This is a genomic window from Caballeronia grimmiae, assembly GCF_022879615.1.
Classification (GTDB): Bacteria; Pseudomonadota; Gammaproteobacteria; order Burkholderiales; family Burkholderiaceae; genus Caballeronia; species Caballeronia grimmiae.
Genome location: NZ_CP084274.1, coordinates 125,989 through 147,024, shown reverse-complemented (window position 1 = coordinate 147,024; position 21,036 = coordinate 125,989). Strand labels below are relative to the sequence as shown.

The window sequence follows — 21,036 nt, the reverse complement described above, 5'->3', positions numbered from 1 at the left end:
GAGGCTGCCCATGACATTGCCGAAAGACTTCGTTGTCGCCGATCCTTCCCGCCGCAAGGCGATCAAAACGCTGGCCGCCGCGGGCGCCGCGACGCTGATCCTGCCGGGTGCATCGTCGCTTGCATTCGCCGCGACGGAAGCCGCGCCGCAACGCGGCGGACGCATTCGCGTTGCGCTCGCGAATCAGTCGCTGATGGACTCGCTCGATCCCGCGAAGGGCACGCATACCGGCGACTATTCGCGCGCCTATATGTTCTATAGCGGCCTCACCGAACTCGACGCCGACTTCAAGCCGCAGAACGCGCTCGCCGAGAAGCTGGACTCCGACGACTTCGTGAAGTGGAACGTCACGCTCAAGCCCAACGTGCACTTTCACGACGGCAAGCCCTTCACTGCCGACGATGTCGTGTTCTCGCTGATGCGTCACAAGGACCCGGCGACGGCGTCGAAGGCGAAGTCCATCGCGGACGGCATCGCATCGGTGAAAGCGGCCGGACCGCTCAAGGTCGAGATCACGTTGACGGAGCCGAACGTCGATCTTCCCGCGCTGCTCGCAATCCCGCACTTCGTGATCGTCGCTGCGAACACGACCGACTTCTCGAAAGGCAACGGCACCGGGCCGTTCATCTGCAAGGAATTCACGCCGGCGCAACGCTGCATCGGCGTGCGCAATTCAAACTTCTGGAAGCCGGGCAAGCCCTATCTGGATGAAGTGGAAGTCATCGGCATTGGCGACGATGCCGCGCGCACCAACGCGCTGCTCGCGGGCGACGTGCAGCTCATTTCGCCGCTGCCCGCACGCGATGTCGACCGCATCAAGCAGACCGGCAAGGCGACCGTGCTCGAAAGTCCGGCGCAGCTTTACTCGGACCTCGCATTGCGTCAGGACATGCTTCCGACCAAAAGTACCGACTTCAACGAAGGCATCAAATATCTGCATGACCGGCAACGCATCGTGAACGTGATGCTGCGCGGCCACGGCACGCTCGCGAACGATCATCCGGTGCCGGAGTGGCATCCGTACTTCATGAAAGGATTGCCGCAGCGCGCCTATGACCCCGACAAGGCGCAGTTCCACTTCAAGAAGGCCGGCACGCAGAGCGCGCGGGCGGAAATCATCGCGCCGCCATCCGTGGAAACGGCCCTCGATTCCGCGATGCTGGTTCAGCAAGCGGCGAAGCAGGCGGGCGTCGACATCAACGTGCGCCGCGTGCCCGCCGATGGTTACTGGAGCACGTACTGGATGAAGTACCCGATGACCTACGGTTCCATCCTGCCGCGCCCGACGCTCGATCTGCTGTACACGCAGTTCTTCCGCTCGAACGCGAACTGGAATGAATCGGGCTGGAAGAACGAGCAGTTCGATCAACTGCTGGTGCAGGCGCGCCGCGAGCGCGACGATGCGAAGCGCAAGCAGATTTACGGCGACATGCAGACCATCGTGTACGAGAAGAACAGTCTCGTGATACCCGCGTTCATCAACTTCATCGATGGGCAGAGTTCGACGCTGCGTGGCCTGAAGGGCAGTCCGTCGGGCCGCGTGATGGGTTATCGCTTTGCGGAATTCGCGTGGCTTGCGAAGGCGTGAGCGTGCCTGGCTTTACCAGAGCGCCTGGCTCGTCAGGGCGAACTGCGTGAGCGATGCATCGGTGGATGGCGTGCCGTTCAGCGCCATCTGCTCGATGGTATCGACGAGCGGCAGGCCCTGTCCTTCGAGCCACGCTGAAAGCCCGTAACGCAGCGGGGTATCGACGCGCACGAACATGCCCGCGTTCAGCGCGAGCCAGTAGCTGATCAACGCTTTGGCGCGGCTTTGATCCGGCGATTCGGGCGCGATCACCGGGCCGATCACGTGGCCATCGCCGAAACGCCGGAACAGCGCGAAGCCGACCAGTTCGCCATCGCGGTCCAGTGCGATGCCGCTCGCGACATCGAGCAGATGCGGCATCACTTCGGTGCGATCCATGCCCGTCGCGCGGGTCGCGAGATCGGCGAGACGGGGCGTGTCCTTCGCGCCGATCGGACGAAGCCGCTCGCCCGGCGGCAGTGAAACGAGCGGCGGCTGGAAGGCCGCGCCCTGATGCTGATGAATCGTATCGATGCGCGTGAAGCCGCGTTCCTCGCACAAGTGCCTGCCTTCATTCGATACATGGATGAGCAGCATGCGCGAGGCGTGCGCCTCGATCAGGCGGTCGAGCAATGCACGCCCGATGCCCTGACGTTGATGCTCGGGCGACACGATGAACATGCCGAGCGTGGCGGCGCTTTCGCCGAACTGCCAGGCGAGCGCCGTGCCGACGAGCGCGCCTTGCGCATCGACAGCGGCGAAACCGCGGCCGAGACGTGCGGCGAAGCGCCAGTCGTCGGCCCGATGCCGCCATTTGACGGACATGGAAAGCGCATGCCCGGCGGGGATGTCGTCGCGCGTGAAAGCCCGGTATTCGACCACATCGCGATTGTTCGAGTCGGGCACGCCGGCCTCCTCACTTTGAAGACTATTACCGTGACTGTGACACCGCGCCGCGTGCATGGCTAGGACGATCTTCCTGTCCCACATAGGCAATGGACCGCGCGATGTGGTGCAACGCAAAAGCGCAGGTTATCGCGCCGACAACGCGTGCGCTGTGCTGTATCGGCAATTTTGTCGGCGATTTATGCCGGGCCTGCGGTCCTACGATGATGTCATGCCAACGCAGCATCCCGAGGAGGATTCACGCATATGGACCGTTTCGATCCCGCCAGCATCGGCATCAGGAGCGGGCACTTCATCGGCGGCGAACTGATCGATGCGGGCGCGTCGCGCATCGACGTCGCGCGGCCATCGGATGGCCTCACGTATGCATCGGTGCCCGTCGCCGATGAGGCGATGATCGACTATGCCGTGCAGAACGCATACGCCGCGTTCAAGCGAAGCGACTGGGCGCGCCGTGCGCCGCGCGAGCGCGCCCGCGTGTTGCGCCAGTTCGCCGATCTCGTCGCGGCGGATGCCGCGAATCTCGCGCCGCTCGAAGCCGTCGGTTCGACGCGTCCCGTGCGCGATGCGTACCACTGGGACGTTCCGTTCACCGCCGAGAGCATCCGCTTCTATGCGGAGCTTGCCGACAAGATCGGCGGCGAAGTCGCGGCGACGGATCATCGTCATCTCGGCATGACCATCGCCGAACCGTACGGCGTGATCGGCGCCATTGCACCGTGGAATTTTCCGCTCGTGATGGGCGTGTGGAAGGTCGCGCCCGCGCTCGCTGCGGGCAATGCGGTCGTGCTCAAGCCTTCGGAAATGACGCCGTTTTCCGCATTGCGGCTGGCCGAACTTGCGCTGCAAGCAGGCGTGCCGCCCGGCATCTTCAACGTCGTTCAGGGCGATGGCCGCATCACCGGCGATGCGCTCGTGCGTCATCCGCGCATCGGCAAAGTGACGTTCACCGGCTCGACGCGCACCGGCGCTGCGATCATGGCCGCGTGCGCGGAAACAGGCACCAAGCCGGTCACGCTCGAACTCGGCGGCAAGAGCCCGCAGATCGTATTCGCCGATGCCCCGCGCATCGACGAAGTGGCGAGGCGCATCGCCGGCGCGATCACGGGCAACGCGGGACAAGTATGCGTGGCGGGATCGCGTCTGCTCGTTCAACGCGCGATAGCCGATGAACTGATCGAACGCATCGCGCAAGCCTTCAGCGAACTAAAGGCGGGACCGACATGGGCGGCAGGCGCGACCTTGCCGCCGATCATCTCCGAGCCGCAGGCAGCGCGCATCGACGCGATCGTTCAGCGCAGCATCGCGAGCGGCGCGACCTTGCGATACGGCGGCACACGCGCCGATGCCTCGACGCCCGGCGCATTCTATTCGCCGACCTTGCTCTGCGACGTGACGCAGGAAAGCGAAGCGGTGCGCAGCGAAATCTTCGGCCCCGTGCTGACTGTTCAGTCGTTCGACACGGAAGAAGAGGCGCTCGAACTCGCGTCGCATCCCGAGTATGGACTAGCCGCCGGCGTGCATACCGCGGATATCGGCCGCGCGCTGCGCATGGTGCGCGGCATCGAAGCGGGCACGGTATGGGTCAATCGTTATGGACGCACCAGCGATTTCGTGATCCCCACCGGCGGGTACAAGCGCTCGGGCATCGGCAAGGATCTTGGCCGCCAGTCTTATGAAGCGAATTTGCGCTTCAAGAGTGTGCTCATCGACACGGAAGGCTGAGTTGCACGACCGTGCATAAAAGCACACCGCATTTTGTGCTGTCGCGGAGCTTGAAAACGCATGACTTGTATCGTCGCAAGGCACGCATTCGACGCCAGCAGTCATTTTTGCCTTGTTTAAATTTCCTCGACAGTTCGCTGTTCCTTGTTTCCACCACTGAACTCCGGGCGGGTTCACTACACGACAGGACTGAAACCATGATCGATTTCGAGCCGAAGTACATCACGTTCGACTGCTACGGCACGCTGACGAAGTTCCGCATGGCCGATATGACCCGCGAGCTGTACGCCGACCGCCTGAAAGGCGACGACCTGGAGCAATTCGTCAAGTTCTTCGCGGGCTATCGTCGCGATGAAGTGCTCGGGGCGTGGAAGCCGTATCGCGATGTGATCGTCAATTCGGTGCGTCGGGCATGTGCGCGGATGAACGTCGAGTTCAACGAAGCCGAAGCCGAGAAGTTCTATCTTGCCGTGCCGACCTGGGGCCCGCATCCGGACGTGCCGGAAGGCCTCTCGCGGCTCGCGAAGAAATACAAGCTGGTGATTCTGTCGAACGCATCGAACGATCAGATTCAAAGCAACGTCGACATGCTCGGTGCGCCGTTCCATCGCGTGTTCACGGCGCAGCAGGCGCAGTCGTACAAGCCGCGCATGCAGGGCTTCGAGTACATGTTCGATCAGCTCGACTGCAATCCGGAAGACGTGCTGCATGTGTCGTCCAGCCTGCGTTACGACCTGATGACCGCGCATGACATGGGCATCAAGCACAAGGCCTTCGTGAAGCGCGGGCACGAGCCGGGCACGCCCTACTACGAGTATTACGAAGTGGAAACCATCGGCGAGCTCGCCGGCCAGCTCGGTCTGTAACCGCACTCCTTCAAGCGAGCAATGCCGATGAAACTCGACTCCTACTGGCTCGACACCGCGCCCGCGATGACCTCGGCGTGCGAAGGCCCGGTGGATGGTCAGGCCGATGTCGCCGTGATCGGCGGCGGGTTCACGGGTTTGTCGGCGGCGCTCGCGCTCCGAAAGCGCGGCGCGTCGGTCGTAGTGCTCGACGCCGGGCGCATCGGCGGCGGCGCGTCGGGCCGCAATGGCGGCCAGTGCAACACGGGCGTCGCGCAGGACTATGCGGCGCTGCGTGCGCAACTCGGCGTCGAGCGTGCGCAGGGCTGCTATCGCGCGTATGCGGCGGCGGTGAGCACCGTGGAACGCCTGATCAGCGAAGAGAACATCGATTGCGATTACCTCGCGTCCGGCAAGCTGAAGCTGGCCGCAAAGCCGCATCATCTGGAACACATCGCGGCGACCGCCGAACTGATTCGCCGCGAAGTGGATCCGCACGTCGACTTGCTCGATCGCGAACAGGTCCGCAATGAGGTGCAGTCCGATGCCTTTTACGGCGGCCTGTTGCAGCGTCATGGCGGACAGATGCATATGGGCAAGTTCGCCGCCGGACTTGCGAAGGCAGCCGCAAGACAAGGCGCACGGATTTATGAGCATGCCGAAGTAACGGCGATTGCGAAGGAAGGTGGGGCCTATCGGATCGATTCGACGCGGGGCACGGTTCGCGCGAAGCAGGTGTTGATCGCAACGGGCCCGTCGAAACATGGTCCGTTCTCGTGGTATCGGCGAAGAATGGCGCCGGTCGGCTCGTTCATCATCGTGACCGAGCCGTTGGCCGCCGATCGTTTGAGTCAACTGATGCCGAACCGCCGCTCGTACACGACGAGCCGCCTGATGCACAACTACTTTCGCATCACGCCCGATTCGCGGCTGTTGCTGGGCGGCCGCGCACGGTTCACCGCATCGGAGCGTCCATCGGATGAAAAGAGCGGGCGCATTCTGCAAGGCAACCTCGCCTCGATTTTCCCGAGTCTTGCCAACGTGCGAATCGACTATTGCTGGGGTGGGCTCGTCGATATCACCGCCGACCGCCTGCCGCGTGCGGGTCAGCACGACGGCATCTATTTCTCGATGGGCTACAGCGGCCACGGCACGCAAATGTCGACGCACATGGGCCAGGTGATGGCCGACGTGATGAACGGCAATGCCGATGCCAACCCGTGGCGCGAATTTGCCTGGCCCGCGATTCCGGGCCATACCGGCAAGCCGTGGTTCCTGCCGCTCGTCGGCGCGTATTACTCGATCAAAGACGTGTTTTATTGAAGCATCGGAAGCATTGGCATCAAGGACAGGCGGCCCGCAGCAAACAACGAAGCCGTCGCACATTCATAGCCCCCAATCGCGGAGAAGTCCATGAGCATCGACAAAACGCCTGAAGCAATCGCCCACGCCGATGCCGGCCAACGGCTCGAACAACTGACGCGCCGTGGCGCGTCGCGGCGCAACGTCCTTCGCGCGATGGCCGCGGGCGGGCTGCTGTCGATGACCGGCGCGGGCCTGCTCACCGCGAGCGGTGCAGCCTTCGCGCAAGACAAGCCGAAGCAGGGCGGCCGCATCCGCGTGGCGACGCAATCGTCGTCCGCCGCAGATACGCTCGATCCCGCGAAGGGCGCGCTCGGCACCGACTACGCCCGCGCCTTCATGTTCTATAGCGGTCTCACGGAACTCGATAACCGCCTCGGCGCGAAGATGGCGCTCGCCGAATCGCTCGACACGAAGGACGCGACGGTGTGGGTCGTGAAGCTGCGCAGCGGCGTGCAGTTCCACGACGGCAAGTCCCTCACGCCGCAGGACGTCGCCTATTCGCTGATGCGCCATAAAGACCCGGCGGTCGGCTCGAAAGCGAAGACGCTTGCCGATCAGTTCAAGGAGATCAAGGCGACCGGTCCGAACGAGCTGACGATCACGCTGACGGGCGCAAACGCGGACTTGCCGGTGATCCTCGCGGATTCGCACTTTCTCATCATCAAGGACGGCACGACCGATTTCAAAACGGCAGTCGGCACGGGGCCGTTCAAGCTCAAGGAATTTTCGCCGGGCGTGCGCACCGTGGGCGTGCGCAACGAGAAGTACTGGAAGCCCGGCATGCCGCATCTGGACGAAGTGGAATTGATCGGAATTGCCGATGAACCGGCGCGCGTGAATGCGCTGATGTCCGGCGACGTGCAGCTCATCAACGCGGTAAGCGCGCGTTCGACCGAGCGCATCAAGGGGACGCCGGGCTTCTCGGTGCTCGAAACGAAGACCGGCCAATACACCGATCTCATCATGCGCGACGACGGCGGCATCACCGGCAACGCGGACTTCCGGCGCGGCATGATGCACCTGATGGATCGCGAGCAGATGCGCAAGACCATCTTCCGCGGCTACGGTGCGATCGGCAACGACCAGCCGATCGATCCGACCAACAAGTACTACATGGCGGGCCTGCCGCAGCGCACGTTCGATCCCGAGAAGGCGAAGTTCTATTTCCAGAAGGCGAAGCTCGGCAACGCGCCGATTCAGCTTTACGCATCGCCGGCGGCGGAAGGTTCTGTCGAGATGGCCGTGCTGATGCAGCAGGTGGCGCCACAGGCCGGCATCAATCTGCAGGTCGTTCGCGTGCCGTCGGACGGCTACTGGTCGAACCACTGGATGAAGCATCCGCTCGGCTTCGGCAACATCAATGCGCGCCCGAGCGCGGACGTCATCTTCACGCAGTTCTTCAAGTCCGACGCGCCGTGGAACGAAGCGAACTGGAAGAGCGCCCAGTTCGATCAACTGCTGGTCGCCGCACGAGGCGAGCCGGACGATGCAAAGCGCAAGAAGATCTACGGCGACATGCAGGAACTCGTGCACAAGGATGGCGGCGTCGGCATTCCGATGTTCCAGAGCTCGCTCGACGCGCACACTGCGAAGCTCAAGGGTCTCGGCGGCATTCCGCTCGCGGGCCTGATGGGCTGGATGTTCGCGGAGAACGTGTGGCTCGAGGCATGAGCGTGCTTTAGCAGCGGACGCGCGCCGTTTCCACGATACGGCGTGCGATATCAACCCTTCGAACGAGAGGCGATATCCGATGAAAGTTCACGCGCAACGACTCGTCGCCGCGCGCCTCGGCCTCGCGCTGCTGACGCTGCTGATCGTGTCGATGATCGTGTTCGGCATCACCGGCCTCCTGCCGGGCGATGCCGCACAGCAGGCGCTCGGCCAGGCGGCCACGCCCGAGCAGGTCGCCGCGCTGCGGCATCAGTTCGGTCTCGACCAACCCGCCGTCACGCGCTATTTGCAATGGCTCGCGCATTTGGCGACGGGCAACTTCGGCACGTCGCTGTCGAACAACTTGCCGGTCAGTGAGCTGATCTCGACGCGCCTGCCGAATTCGCTCGTGCTCGCAGGGCTGACGGCGCTCGTGTCCGTGCCGCTCGCGCTCACCATCGGCATTCTGTCGGCAATGTATCGCGGCTCGCTGCTCGATCGCGCGCTGAACGTCCTCACGTTGTCGACGGTCGCGGTGCCCGAGTTCCTCGTCGCGACCATTGCCGTGCTGATCTTCGCGGTGAAGCTGCGCTGGCTGCCGGCGCTGTCGTATCTGTCGGATGTGTCGTCGTTCGGCGCGCTCGTGCGTACCTATGCGATGCCGGTGATGACGCTCTGCTGCGTGATCGTCGCGCAGATGGCGCGGATGACGCGGGCGGCGGTGCTCGATCAGCTCAACGCCTCGTATGTGGAGATGGCCGTGCTAAAGGGCGCGTCCCCGATGCGCGTGGTGTTGCGGCATGTGTTGCCGAACACCATCGGACCGATTGCCAATGCGGTCGCGCTGTCGCTGTCGTATCTGTTCGGCGGCGTGGTGATCGTCGAGTCCATCTTCAACTATCCGGGTCTTGCAAGCCTGATGGTGGATGCCGTCACCAATCGCGACATGCCGCTCGTGCAGGGCTGCGTGATGGTGTTCTGCGCGGCGTATCTCGCGCTCGTTCTGATCGCCGATCTGGCCCAGATCGTCTCCAACCCGAGGCTGCGTCAACGATGAACCGGAACGTCTCTTCCCACGCCACCACCATGCTATACGACCAGCCGCCCGCCGACGCCCCGCAAGAGCAGGCACCCGCTCCGGCGAGGCGCGGCGCGGTCAGCCGCCTCGTGCACCGCTTTTCCGTTCTTGGCCTGATCGGTCTTGCGCTTGTCGTGTTCTGGCTCGCAGTCGCGTTCATCGGGCCGCTCATCGCGCCGTATAAAGGCGGCGCGTTCACCTCGACGGAAATCTTCGCGTCATATAGCGCGGCGCATCTGCTCGGCACCGACTACCTCGGCCGCGACATGCTGAGCCGCATCCTGTACGGCACGCAGTACACGGTCGGTCTCGCGCTTGCATCGACGGTTGCGGCGAGCGTCATCGGCACGTGCTTCGGTCTTGTCGCCGCTGTCTCGGGCCGATGGGTCGATGAAGTGCTGAGCCGCCTCTTCGACGCACTCATCTCGATCCCGAGCAAGATACTCGCGCTCGTCGTGATCGCGGCATTCGGCTCGTCCATTCCGATGCTGATGACCGTCGCCGCGCTCGCCTATATCCCCGGCGCGTTCCGCATTTCGCGCTCACTCGCGGTCAACATCATGACGCTCGAATACGTGCAGGTGGCGAAGGCGCGCGGCGAAAAGCTCTTCTATATCGCACGCGTCGAAGTGCTGCCCAACATGATTCATCCGATGCTCGCGGACTTCGGCCTGCGCTTCGTGTTCATCGTGCTGCTGCTGTCGGGCCTGAGCTTTCTCGGCCTCGGCGTGCAGCCGCCGAACGCCGACTGGGGCTCGCTCGTGCGCGAGAACATCGGCGGTCTTTCCGAAGGCGCGCCCGCGGTGCTGATGCCGGCGGTCGCCATCGCGACGCTGACGGTCGGCGTCAACCTGCTGATCGACAGCCTGCGCCGTCATGGCGCGCGTTCGCACGGAGGCGCGAAATGACGACGGACATGATCGAAGTAAAGGGCTTGCGCGTGGTCGCGGGCAGCGCGCCCGATGCGGTCGTCGAGATCGTGAAGGGCGTCGATTTCACGGTGAAGAAAGGCGAAGTGCTCGCGCTGATCGGCGAGTCGGGTTCGGGCAAGACGACGATTGCGCTGGCGCTGCTCGGCCATGCGCGCGCGGGATGCGCGATTGCGGGTGGCTCGGTGAGAATCGGCGATGTCGATGTGCTCGCGCTCGATGAAAAGGGCCGCCGCGCCTTGCGTGCGCGCACCGTCGCGTATGTCGCGCAAAGCGCATCGGCGGGCTTCAACCCGGCGCGCACGATCATGGACCAGGTGACCGAGCCCGCGCTGCTCCACAAGCTGATGACGCCCGCCGCCGCGCGGCAGAAAGCTGTCGGGCTCTTTCGCTCGCTCGCGTTGCCGAATCCTGAAACCATCGGCGACCGTTATCCGCATCAGGTATCCGGCGGGCAGTTGCAGCGCCTGATGGCGGCGATGGCGATGATCACCGATCCCGCTGTCGTCGTATTCGATGAACCGACCACCGCGCTCGATGTGACCACGCAGATCGAAGTCCTCGCCGCGTTCAAGGGCGTGGTACGCGAACTAGGCACGACGGCGGTGTACGTGTCGCATGATCTTGCCGTGGTCGCGCAGATGGCGGACCGCATCGTCGTGTTGAATAACGGACGCGTGCGTGAAAACGGCGCGACGGCTCAAGTGCTCGATGCGCCCGCCGACGACTACACGCGCCAGTTGCTTGCGGCGACGCGCCGTCCTGAACTCGAACTCGACGGAGCGCCAACAGCGAAGGCAACGCCGCTGCTGGAGATACGCAACCTGAGCGCGGGTTATGGCCGCGTCGATGCGAACGGCGTTCCGGCCGTGCGCGTGCTCGATGACGTGAGCCTGACGATCGCGCGCGGCGCGACGCTCGGCGTGATCGGTGAATCGGGATCGGGCAAGACGACGCTCGCTCGCGTGATCGCGGGTCTCGTCGATCGTGCGCGCGGCGACGTTCTGCTCGACGGCAAGCCCTTGCCCGCGAAGCTGTCGGAGCGCACGCTGGATCAGTATCGCCGTGTGCAAATCGTGTTTCAGAACGCCGATACGGCGCTGAACCCGAGCCGCACCATCGCCGATATTCTCGCGCGGCCGATGAACTTCTATCACGGCCTGCGCGGCGCGGCGGCGCAAAAGCGCATGCTCGAATTGCTCGATCTCGTGAAGCTGCCCGCATCCATTGCGAAGCGTCAGCCGGGCGGTTTGTCGGGCGGGCAGAAGCAGCGCGTGAATCTCGCACGCGCGCTCGCGGCGAATCCCGAACTCATTCTCTGCGATGAAGTGACGTCCGCGCTCGATACGGTCGTCGGCGCCGCGATTCTCGATCTGCTCGCGGAACTGCGCCGCGAATTGCGCGTGTCGTATATGTTCATCAGTCACGACATATCGACGGTGCGCGCGATCTGCGACGACGTCATCGTGCTGTATGCAGGCCAGTGCGTCGAAGCCGGACAGCGCGATGCGCTTTCGCATCCGCCGTATCACCCGTACACGGGCTTGCTCGTCGATTCGGTTCCGGCGTTGCGTCCCGGCTGGCTCGACGCGCGACGCGCGACGGCGCTTGCCGCGTTGCCCGCAATGGGCCCCGAAAGCGGTGCGCAGGAACTTTGCAGCTTCCGCTCGCGGTGTGCCGCGCGTATCGACGGTAAATGCAACGTGACGCCGCCCGCGAAGAAGACGCTGCCATCGGGCGCGCAGATCTTGTGTCATCACAGCGCGGATGACCTTGCGCGCATGCAGTCGCTCGAAACGGTGACGGCATGAGCGGACGTTTCGTGAGAGTCGCGGAGAAGGGGCGCAAGACCTTCGCCATTCACATCGACGGCCAGAGCGCGCTCGCAGCGGAAGGCGACACGTTGATGGTCGCGCTGCTGACATCCCAGGACGCCTTGCGCGATTCCGAATTCGGCGATGGCCGGCGCGCCGGCTTCTGCGTGATGGGCGCATGCCAGGACTGCTGGGTGTGGACGGCGGACGGCGAACGCGTGCGCGCGTGCACGACGCCAGCGGTCGAAGGCATGTCGATCGTCACACGGCTGGCGGACAGGGAGGGGCTATGGCCGCGACTGTAATCGTGATCGGTGCGGGACCGGCGGGCGTGCGCGCGGCGCAGGCGCTCGTCGAAGCGGGCTTGCGTCCGGTCGTCATCGATGAAGGACGGCGCGACGGCGGGCAGATTTATCGCCGGCAGCCCGAGGGATTCACGCGCACCTACGAGGCGCTTTACGGCACCGAAGCGGAACGTGCGCATTCCTTGCACCGTGACTTCGATGCGTTGCGCGGGAATATCGACTACGTGCCGGACACGCTCGTGTGGAACATCGAACCGAACGCGGTCCATGTGGTGAGCGGCACGCGTCATCGCAAGATGGCGTTCGATGCGATCATTATTTGCAGCGGCGCGACGGATCGGCTGATGCCGGTTCCCGGCTGGCATCACGCGGGCACGTATAGCCTCGGCGGCGCACAGGTCGCGTTGAAGTCGCAGGGCTGCGCAATCGGCTCGCGCGTCGTGATGATGGGCACTGGCCCATTGCTGTATCTCGTCGCTGCGCAATACGTGAAGGCCGGCGCGACAGTCAGCGCAGTGCTCGATACATCGACGTTCGCTCAACGCGTGCGCGCATTGCCGCAACTGCTCGCGATTCCGTCGACGTTGAAGAAAGGCGTCGCGTTGATGCGTGTGCTCAAGGATGCGCGCGTGCCGGTTCATCGCGGCATCACGCCGGTTGCCATCGAAGGAACGCCGGAGAACGGCGTGCAGAACGTACGCGTGAAGCAGGCCGATGGCGCGGCGCTGCACGTGTCATGCGATGCCGTTGCGCTCGGCTATCACCTTCGCCCGGAGACGCAGCTTGCGGACCTTGCGGGCTGCGAATTCCGCTTCGATCACGCGTTGCAGCAGTGGCTTCCCATCGCCGACGAAGACGGCCGCAGCAACGTGAAGGGCGTCTATCTCGCGGGCGATGGCGCGCGCGTGCGAGGCGCCGATGCAGCCGAACGTGCGGGGCGTCTCGCTGCGTTGGCCGTGTTGAAGGACACCGGCGTCACCCGCAACGAGGACGAAGCTAACCGCTTGCGCATGCAGTTGCAGCGCTTCACGCGCTTCGCCGCCGGACTGCGCGCCGCGTTTCCGTGGCCCGCGCAATTCGCCGCCGCATTGCCGGACGACACCATCGTCTGCCGATGCGAAGCGATCACCGCGGGTGAATTGCGGCGCGTCGTGAACGAGATGGGCGCGAAGGAGGCGAATCGCGCGAAAGCGTTTTCACGCGTCGGCATGGGCCGATGCCAGGGCCGCTTCTGTGCCCATGCAGGCGCGGAAGTCATCGCCGCGGAAGCACGCGTGCCGCTCGAAGCGGTCGGGCGGCTGCGCGGACAGGCGCCCGTCAAACCGCTGCCGATGGCGATCACGACGCAAGCAGACATGGAGATGAGCGAATGAGCGAACGCGCCGATGTGATCGTGATCGGCGGCGGCATCGTCGGCACGACGACGGCCTTCTTTCTGCGCCGCCGCGAGCGATCGGTGATCCTGCTCGAGCGCGGCTTGACGGGGCAGCAGGCGAGCGGCGTCAACTTCGGCGGCGTGCGCCGGCAAGGGCGTGCACTCGAACAGCTTGCAATGTCGAATCGCGCGCTCGAAACGTGGCGGCGTTCGCGCGAATTGCTGGGCGAAGACGTCGAGTTCATGCCGTCGGGTCATACGCGCGTGTGCTATCACGCGCACGACGCCGAATACTTTCATCGCTATGCCGCCGATGCGCGCGACCATGGCCTCGATCTCGAAGTGCTCGATGGCGCAGCGATGTTCAGGCGTTATCCGCATCTTGGCCGCGAGGTGCTCGCGGCATCCGTTTCGCCCTTCGATGGTCACGCGAATCCGCGACTTGCCGCGCCTGCATTCGGACGCGCGGCATCGCGGCTGGGGGCGCGCATCGTGGAAAACACGGAAGTCGTGCGCGTCGAAAAGGAAGCGGGCGGCTTTCGCGTGGAAAGCGCAACGGGCGAGATCTATCGCGCCGAACAAGTGCTGATCTGCGCGGGCGCATGGGCCAATACGCTATCGACGCAAGCCGGCGAGCCGGTGCCGCTCGTCGCACGCGGTCCGCAGATGGCCGTGACGGAGCCGGTGCCCTACGTGTTCAGCACGTCGATGGGCGTCTATACGTCGATCAAGAAGGAGAGCGTGTATTACAGACAGGTGGCGCGCGGCAATATCGTGTTGGGCGGCGGCCCGCCCGGTCCCGCCGATCCGGTCACGCGCCGCGCAGCCGTGTTGCCCGAGAACACCGTCGCGCAGCTGGCGCAGTTCGTCCGCATGGTGCCCGCGATGCGCCCGCTGCAAGTGATTCGCGTATGGAGCGGCGTGGAAAGCTATCTGCCGGATTCGGAGCCGATCATCGGCCCCAGTTCCAAAGTCGATGGCCTGTTCTACGCATTCGGTTTCAGCGGATCGGGTTTTCAGATCGGCCCGGGCGTCGGCGAAACGCTTGCCGAGTTGCTCGATACCGGCAGCACGTCCATCGACCTTTCATCGTTCTCCATCAGACGATTTCAGCGTACATCGTCGACGCAAGCCGAATCGGTGACTTCCGAGACTTCGCCATGAGCCAAGCCAATCTGGTCGATGCACTCGCCTATATCGAATCCAATTTCGACAAGACCGTGAGCCTCGCGCAACTCGCGGATTTGTCGGCGCTGAGCGTATCGCGCTTCGCGACCGTGTTCCGCGAGCAGTTCGGGCTATCGCCGTACAAGTATCTGTGCGAACTGCGCGTGCGCCGCGCGCAGACCTTGTTGCTCGCGGGCGTGCCGGGATCGGTCGTCGCCACGGAAGTGGGCTTCTTCGATCAGAGCCATCTCGCGCGGCATTTCAAGCGTTTATGCGGCATGACGCCGAGCGCGTTCATCGAACGCACGCGCGAGAAGGCGCGTTCAGCCGAGTTCGATGCCGGTCTGAAGAAGCGCGTTGCGCAGGCCCAGGCGCGGGTAAGTGCTTTCGACCGTGCGCATGTCGCTTGATGCTTCCTCAATGATCCATTCACGCACGTCCGCGACGATGGGCCTCACAGGCCGGTTCGGCGGCGTGAGCAGGCAGCAACGCCGGCTCGTGACGATCAGTTCTTCTTCGGCCGGCACCAGCGCGCCTTGGGCGAGCCAGTGCGATGTCACGTTGAGCCAGCCGAGCGCGAGCCCCTGACCGAGCAAGGCCGCCTGCACGACGATCGCATAGTCGTTAAAGCGCAGCATGCCGGCCGCATGACGTTGCCTGGACGCGAACGCGTGGAAACGCTCGTGCCAGCCGCGCTCTTCGTCGTCCATCACGATGACCGTATCGCCGTGCGCGCGCGCCGCCGGCGTCTTTGCAAGCTCGTGATAACGCGGGTTGCATACCGGCAGAAGGATTTCGGGCATCACGAGCACGGCGTTTTCATCGATCTCCTCGTCGTGCACGAAGCGCATGCCGAGATCGACATCGACGAGCGGCCCGCCTATGCGCCCCGAAATCAACTGGAAGCGCAAGTCGATGGAAGGAAACGCCTCATTCAGACGGCTCATGCGCGGCATCAGCCAGTGCGTGGTGAAGCCGGTGGACACCGACAAGGTCACGGTTTCGACACCGGTCGCGCGCGCTTCGATTTCGCGTATCGCGCTTTCTATGCCGCTGAAACCCTCCGATATCTTCCGATAAAGAATCTCGCCGCTTTCCGTCAGTTCGATGCCGCCGCGCACGCGCTCGAACAGCCGCACGCCGATATGGTCTTCCATGCGTGCGAGCATGCGGCTAACCGCAGGCTGGCTGACATAAAGCTCCTGCGCCGCACGGGTGAAGTTGCCGCAGCGCGCGGCCGCTTCGAACACGAAGAGCGCATTGGCGCTGGGCAGTTTCTTTCGAAGGTTGGGCATGACTTCATGTTATGCCCGATCCAACAATTTTGGAATTGCCGTCAAAAACATCGCGGCTTAGTATTTTCCCAACCTCTCTCTTTTGGACGAGACGAACGTTATGGACGCACGCGCGAAAACCGGAGTGTCGATCAGGTCCGCCACGAGGCGCTATGGCGCGGTGACTGCGCTCGAGGACGTCTCGCTCGACATCGCGCCCGGCGAATTCGTCTCGCTGCTCGGGCCTTCGGGTTCGGGCAAGACGACGCTGCTCGGCATTCTCGGCGGCTTCGTCCAGCCGACTTCGGGCAGCGTGTGGGTCGGCGAGCGTGACATTACATTCGCGCCGCCGCACAAGCGGAACATCGGCATCGTCTTTCAGAACTACGCGCTCTTCCCGCATATGACGGTGGGCGAGAACGTCGCGTTCTCGCTGCGCGCACGCCGCGAGCCGAAATCGACATGGGCCAAACGCGTGGCCGACGCGCTCGCGATGGTCGAACTCAAAGGCTATGAAAGCCGCAGCATCCATCAGCTTTCGGGCGGACAAAAGCAGCGCGTCGCACTGGCACGCGCGATCGTCTTCGAGCCGCAACTGATCCTGATGGACGAACCGCTCTCCGCACTTGACAAACAATTGCGCGAGACGATGCAGATCGAATTGCGCAGGCTGCATCGGCAGCTTGGCGCGACCATCGTCAACGTGACGCACGACCAGCGCGAGGCGCTCACGATGAGCGATCGCGTCGCGGTGCTGAAAGACGGCAAGCTCGTGCAGATCGACACGCCCGAGCGTCTTTATGACCGCCCTTGCGATGCGTTCGTCGCGAGCTTCATCGGCGAGGCGACGATGCTCGACGTCACGCGCGCCGGCGACGATGCCGTGCGGCTCGGCGACACGATCCTGCGCACGGCGCATCCGTTGCCGCGCGGTCAGAAGCTGTTGCTCGCGGTGCAGACGGAGAAGCTCGTTATCGACGCCGAGAATCGTCATGCTCATGCGAACCGCCTGTCGTGCCGCGTGACGGAAGTGCTGTATCAGGGCGAAAGCCTGCGTGTGTTCGCGGCCCTCGCCGACGGCACCGCGATCAGTCTGCGCCAGCCAGGCGGCCACGACGCCCGCAAGCGCATTCCCGCGCCGGGCGGCTCGATGACCGTGGCGCTCGATCCGCAAGACACGATCGTGGTCGCGGCCTGATCTCCATTCACCGCCTGTGCACGGGCGATTTCGACTGTCAACTTAGCGATGCAACCCGTAGAGGATGAAGCAATGAATCTCACAGATTTCAAGGTTCTGACGTTCGATGTCGTCGGCACGCTGATCAACTTCGAAAAGGGCGTGCTGGATTCCGTGCGCCGGCTCGGCGGCGCGAAAGCCCGTGATCTGACCGATGAGCAGATTTTCGAGCCCTACATGGAAGGGCGCTCGACGTATCCCGGCCGTTCGAGCCATGAGATGGCGAACGTGTATCTGCATCTGGCAAAAAAGTTAGGTCTTCCGGACGATGAGCAATCGGCGGCGGCATTCCAGCGCGACGTGCTCGAATGGCCCGCGTTCGAAGACTCGGTGGCTGCGTTGAAGCGCCTGCGCAAGCACTTCCGTCTCGTCGCGATGACGAACGCGGATCGCGTCGCGTTGTCGGCGTATGCACACACGCTCGGCAATCCGTTCGACGATACCGTCTGTTGCGATGAAACCGGCGTCGCGAAGCCCGATCCGCAATTCTTTGCCTATAACCGCGGACGCCAGGCCGCGTTCGGCTACAAGTTCGAAGAGATTCTGCATACGGCGCAGAGCCAGTATCACGACATCGGCATCGCGACGAAGCTCGGTTACGCGACGTGCTGGATCGAGCGGCGTCAGGGCATGAAGGGCTTCGGCGCGACGCCGGTGCCGGAAGCCGTCACCGAACCGACGTGGAAGTTCGCGACGCTGGCCGCGCTCGCGGATGCCGTCGACGACGAAGTCCGCGCCGCGGCCTGACGATGCGCGCCCCGTCCGCTCCGCTTCGCCCTCAACCGGAATCGCTATGGCGAGCGATGGCCGCCCGCGTGCCTGCGTTCGACGCGCCAGTCAGCACGGGCGCGCCGCTCGCACGCGATATCGATGTCGAAGTCGCGATCATCGGCGCGGGCTATTCCGGGTTGAGCGCCGCGTATGCGCTGCAAAAACGCGGCGTCGAATGCGCGGTGCTCGATGCGAATCCGGTCGGCTGGGGCGCGAGCGGGCGCAACGGCGGCGTGGTGTCGTCCAAGTTTCGCGTGTCGTTTCCGGCGATCGCGAGCGCGCACGGCATCGACGTGGCGAAGCGCATGCATCGGCTTGCGCACGATGGCGTGCGTACCGTCGAGGCGCTCGTCGACGAATTCAAGCTTGAACGCGCTCGTTTCGAACGGTCCGGCAGCTTGCGGTGCGCGCATACCGAGCGCGCTTTCGCGTCGATCTGCGCGGAAGCGGACTGGCTGCGCACGTCCCTCAACGATACGTCGATGACCGTGCAGTCGCGTGCGCAAGTGGCGCACGAGACGGGATCGGCGGGCTTCGTCGGCGGCGTTCTGGGCGCGGATGCGGGCACCATCCTGCCGCTCGAGTACGTGCGCGGCATCGCGGCGGGAATGACCGCGCGCGGCGTGCCGATTTATGAATCGACGCCCGTCATCGAGATGTCGCGCGCACAGGACGGCCGGGTGCATCTGCGCGCGCCCGGCGGCAGTGTTCGCGCGAAGCAGGTCATCGTCGCGACGAACGCGTATTCCAATCTCACCGATGCCACCGCTTCGTATCATCGCGAACTGGTGCCGTTCAGAAGCGCGATGATCGCGACCGCGCCGTTGCCGCCCGATCTCGACGCGCAACTCATGGTCAATCGCCGCAGCTATACGGAAACGCGGCGCATGATGAAGTGGTTCCGCAAGGTCGATGGCCGCATGTTCTTCGGCGGCCGCGATGCGTTCGGCAAGGAAGGCGAACCGACCGGCTTCGACGCGCTGCAACGCGCGATGATCGCGCTCTTCCCGCAATTGAAGGACGTGGCGGTGGACTATCGCTGGTCGGGCTATGTCGGCATGACGTTCAACGCGCTGCCGCACGTGGGCCGCAGCGACGATGCGACGACGTTCTGCCTCGGCTATAACGGCGCGGGCGTCGCGATGGCGAGTCTCATCGGCCAGCATGCGGCTGCGCTCGCGCTCGGCGAAACGCCCGAGCTTGCCTTGCTCGCGCAGAACGGTCTGCGGCCGGTGCCTTTTCATACGCTGCGCGCGCCGGGCGTGAGGCTCGTCGCCGCGTGGTATCAGTTTCTAGACGCGGTAGGTGCATGATGACGACAGCCAAACGGATACTCCAGGACACCGCCGTGATGCATGCCGCGACGCTCGACCCCACAGTGCGCCATCAACGCCGCGAAGACCGCACGATGCTGCTGTTGATGACGCCGGCGCTGGTCGTCGTGATCGTGCTGCTGGTCGCGCCGCTCGCGTGGCTGTCGTGGCAATCGTTCGTGCACGATGGCGCGTTATCGCTCGTGAACTACAAGCGAGTCTTCACGGGCGCGTACCTCGACACGTTCCTGCTGACCTTCAAGCTCAGCTTCATCGTGACCCTCATCACGTTGTTGCTCGGCTATCCGGTCGCGTACTTCGCGGCGTCGCTATCGCCGCGATGGAGCGCGCTCGTGCTCGGCATGGTGATCCTGCCGTTCTGGACCAGCGTGCTCGTGCGCACCTATGCGTGGCTCGTGCTGTTGCAGCGCACGGGTCTCATCAACAAGGCGCTGCTGGGCATGGGCCTGATCGACCGTCCGTTGCAGCTTTCGTATAACCAGTTCGGCACGATCATCGCGATGGTGCACATTCTGCTGCCGTTCATGGTGCTGCCGCTTTTCTCCGCGATGCAGAAAATCGCGCCCAATCTGTCGCAGGCGGGCGCGAGTCTCGGCGGATCGCCCTTGCACGTGTTTCTGCGCGTGTTCCTTCCGCTCTCGATGAGCGGCGTGCTCGCGGGCGTGACGCTCGTCTTCGTGCTGTGTCTCGGCTTCTACATCACGCCGGAGCTGATGGGCGGCGGCAAATCGATGATGGTCTCGATGATCGTGAGCCGCAATGTCGAGATTTACAACAGTTGGGGCGCGGCGAGTTCGGTGAGCGTGGTCTTGCTCATCTGCGTGTTCGCGATCTTCTATGCCGTGAGCCGCGTGATTCCGCTCGAAAAGACGCTGGGGGCGAAATGAATACATGGTCGTTCGGGCGCGTAACGCTGGGTGCATCGGTGATGCTGATTCTCGCGTTTCTGATGATTCCGGTGGTGATCGTGGTGCCGCTTTCCTTCTCCGATGCGCGCTTTCTCACGTTCCCGCCGCCCGCGTATTCGCTGCGCTGGTATCACGCGTTCTTCGATAACCCCGCGTGGATCGACGCGGCGAAAACGAGCTTCGCCGCTTCGTCGTGCGCGGCGCTGGTCGCGACGCCGCTCGGCATCGCCGCGGCGTATGGCATTCAGTACGGATCGCATCCGTCCTTGCGCTATCTGCGTCCGCTGCTGATGCTGCCGCTGATGGTCCCGATCATCATCGTCGCGGTGGGCGTGTTCTTCGTCTTCACGCAGATGGGTTATGTGAACACGCTCGGCGGTCTCGTCATCGCGGATACGATGCTCGGCCTGCCTTATGTGCTGATCTCCGTCGGCGCCGATCTGCGCACGTTCGACCGCACGCAGGAGATGGTGGCGCGCAGTCTCGGCATGAACCGCTTTCGCGCGTTCATGGCGGTGACGCTGCCGCAAATCAAGGCGAGCGTGATTTCCGGCGCGGTCTTCGTGTTCATTCAGGCGCTCGATGAAACCGTCGTCGCGCTGTTCATCTCGGGCGGCAACAACCAGACGCTCACGCGCCGCATGTTCGTCACCCTGCGCGATGAAATCGATCCGACTATCGCCGCCATCAGCACGATGCTGACGGCCCTGACCCTGTGCCTCGTGATGATCGTCGTCGTGAGCCGGCGCTCTTCTTCCGTGGCGCGAGCCTGACCATTTCACCCCT

Annotated in this window: 19 protein-coding genes; 17 read left to right on the top strand and 2 right to left on the bottom strand. The window is 64.0% G+C overall.

Features of this window, described 5'->3' with window-relative positions; all coding sequences use genetic code 11:
• Nucleotides 1–10: 10 nt before the first annotated feature.
• A complete protein-coding gene (locus tag LDZ21_RS24020; RefSeq protein ID WP_244797146.1) occupies nt 11–1,588 on the top strand; it encodes an ABC transporter substrate-binding protein in 1,578 nt (525 codons plus the stop codon).
• Between the two features lie 12 nt (nt 1,589–1,600).
• Here the strand turns inward: LDZ21_RS24020 and LDZ21_RS24015 are convergent, their stop codons facing one another.
• Nucleotides 1,601–2,473: a GNAT family N-acetyltransferase gene (locus LDZ21_RS24015; protein ID WP_404980577.1), complete on the bottom strand. Its 873-nt coding sequence runs from the start codon at nt 2,471–2,473 to the stop codon at nt 1,601–1,603.
• Nucleotides 2,474–2,719: 246 nt separating this feature from the next.
• Between LDZ21_RS24015 and LDZ21_RS24010 the strand changes: the two genes are divergently transcribed.
• The 11 genes from LDZ21_RS24010 (at nt 2,720) to LDZ21_RS23960 (ending at nt 15,136) form a co-directional block, all read left to right on the top strand.
• The gene (locus LDZ21_RS24010) at nt 2,720–4,198 is read left to right on the top strand and encodes an aldehyde dehydrogenase family protein (RefSeq protein WP_244797145.1); all 1,479 of its coding nucleotides are present in this window, start codon (nt 2,720–2,722) and stop codon (nt 4,196–4,198) included.
• A gap of 197 nt (nt 4,199–4,395) precedes the next feature.
• Nucleotides 4,396–5,064 carry a haloacid dehalogenase type II gene (locus tag LDZ21_RS24005; RefSeq protein ID WP_244797144.1) on the top strand — a complete coding sequence of 223 codons (669 nt, stop codon included), beginning with the start codon at nt 4,396–4,398 and terminating at the stop codon, nt 5,062–5,064.
• Between the two features lie 27 nt (nt 5,065–5,091).
• Nucleotides 5,092–6,366, top strand: coding sequence for an NAD(P)/FAD-dependent oxidoreductase (locus LDZ21_RS24000; RefSeq protein ID WP_244797143.1), 1,275 nt, complete (start codon nt 5,092–5,094; stop codon nt 6,364–6,366).
• Between the two features lie 90 nt (nt 6,367–6,456).
• Entirely contained in the window at nt 6,457–8,079 is a 1,623-nt protein-coding gene (locus LDZ21_RS23995; protein ID WP_244797142.1) for an ABC transporter substrate-binding protein, read from the top strand.
• A gap of 79 nt (nt 8,080–8,158) precedes the next feature.
• On the top strand, nt 8,159–9,115 hold the full coding sequence (locus tag LDZ21_RS23990; protein ID WP_244797141.1) for an ABC transporter permease: 957 nt from the start codon (nt 8,159–8,161) through the stop codon (nt 9,113–9,115).
• Nucleotides 9,112–10,044, top strand: a complete 933-nt coding sequence (locus LDZ21_RS23985) for an ABC transporter permease (protein WP_244797140.1) — start codon at nt 9,112–9,114, stop codon at nt 10,042–10,044. The genes LDZ21_RS23990 and LDZ21_RS23985 overlap by 4 nt, the downstream gene beginning before the upstream one ends.
• A complete protein-coding gene (locus LDZ21_RS23980) occupies nt 10,041–11,876 on the top strand; it encodes an ABC transporter ATP-binding protein (protein WP_244797139.1) in 1,836 nt (611 codons plus the stop codon). Before LDZ21_RS23985 ends, LDZ21_RS23980 begins: the two co-directional genes overlap by 4 nt.
• Nucleotides 11,873–12,184 (top strand): (2Fe-2S)-binding protein, encoded by a 312-nt coding sequence (locus LDZ21_RS23975; RefSeq protein WP_244797138.1) that lies wholly within the window; start codon nt 11,873–11,875, stop codon nt 12,182–12,184. Before LDZ21_RS23980 ends, LDZ21_RS23975 begins: the two co-directional genes overlap by 4 nt.
• The gene (locus LDZ21_RS23970; RefSeq protein WP_244797137.1) at nt 12,169–13,557 is read left to right on the top strand and encodes an FAD/NAD(P)-dependent oxidoreductase; all 1,389 of its coding nucleotides are present in this window, start codon (nt 12,169–12,171) and stop codon (nt 13,555–13,557) included. The genes LDZ21_RS23975 and LDZ21_RS23970 overlap by 16 nt, the downstream gene beginning before the upstream one ends.
• On the top strand, nt 13,554–14,723 hold the full coding sequence (locus LDZ21_RS23965) for an NAD(P)/FAD-dependent oxidoreductase (RefSeq protein WP_244797136.1): 1,170 nt from the start codon (nt 13,554–13,556) through the stop codon (nt 14,721–14,723). Before LDZ21_RS23970 ends, LDZ21_RS23965 begins: the two co-directional genes overlap by 4 nt.
• The gene (locus tag LDZ21_RS23960; protein ID WP_244797135.1) at nt 14,720–15,136 is read left to right on the top strand and encodes a helix-turn-helix domain-containing protein; all 417 of its coding nucleotides are present in this window, start codon (nt 14,720–14,722) and stop codon (nt 15,134–15,136) included. Before LDZ21_RS23965 ends, LDZ21_RS23960 begins: the two co-directional genes overlap by 4 nt.
• On the opposite strand, the gene LDZ21_RS23955 is transcribed toward LDZ21_RS23960, so the two are convergent.
• Nucleotides 15,050–16,021 (bottom strand): LysR family transcriptional regulator, encoded by a 972-nt coding sequence (locus LDZ21_RS23955; RefSeq protein WP_244797134.1) that lies wholly within the window; start codon nt 16,019–16,021, stop codon nt 15,050–15,052. The two genes, LDZ21_RS23960 and LDZ21_RS23955, sit on opposite strands and share 87 nt — an antisense overlap.
• 100 nt (nt 16,022–16,121) lie before the next feature.
• Here LDZ21_RS23955 and LDZ21_RS23950 point away from each other — a divergent pair, with 100 nt between their 5' ends.
• The 5 genes from LDZ21_RS23950 (at nt 16,122) to LDZ21_RS23930 (ending at nt 21,023) form a co-directional block, all read left to right on the top strand.
• Nucleotides 16,122–17,198, top strand: coding sequence for an ABC transporter ATP-binding protein (locus tag LDZ21_RS23950; protein WP_244797133.1), 1,077 nt, complete (start codon nt 16,122–16,124; stop codon nt 17,196–17,198).
• 72 nt (nt 17,199–17,270) lie between these two features.
• Nucleotides 17,271–17,984: an HAD-IA family hydrolase gene (locus LDZ21_RS23945; protein WP_244797132.1), complete on the top strand. Its 714-nt coding sequence runs from the start codon at nt 17,271–17,273 to the stop codon at nt 17,982–17,984.
• Between the two features lie 2 nt (nt 17,985–17,986).
• Nucleotides 17,987–19,321, top strand: coding sequence for an NAD(P)/FAD-dependent oxidoreductase (locus LDZ21_RS23940; RefSeq protein WP_244797131.1), 1,335 nt, complete (start codon nt 17,987–17,989; stop codon nt 19,319–19,321).
• Nucleotides 19,318–20,229 carry an ABC transporter permease gene (locus LDZ21_RS23935; protein ID WP_244797130.1) on the top strand — a complete coding sequence of 304 codons (912 nt, stop codon included), beginning with the start codon at nt 19,318–19,320 and terminating at the stop codon, nt 20,227–20,229. Before LDZ21_RS23940 ends, LDZ21_RS23935 begins: the two co-directional genes overlap by 4 nt.
• Complete coding sequence (locus LDZ21_RS23930) at nt 20,226–21,023, top strand: ABC transporter permease (protein ID WP_244797129.1); 798 nt, start codon at nt 20,226–20,228, stop codon at nt 21,021–21,023. The genes LDZ21_RS23935 and LDZ21_RS23930 overlap by 4 nt, the downstream gene beginning before the upstream one ends.
• Nucleotides 21,024–21,036: the final 13 nt, after the last annotated feature.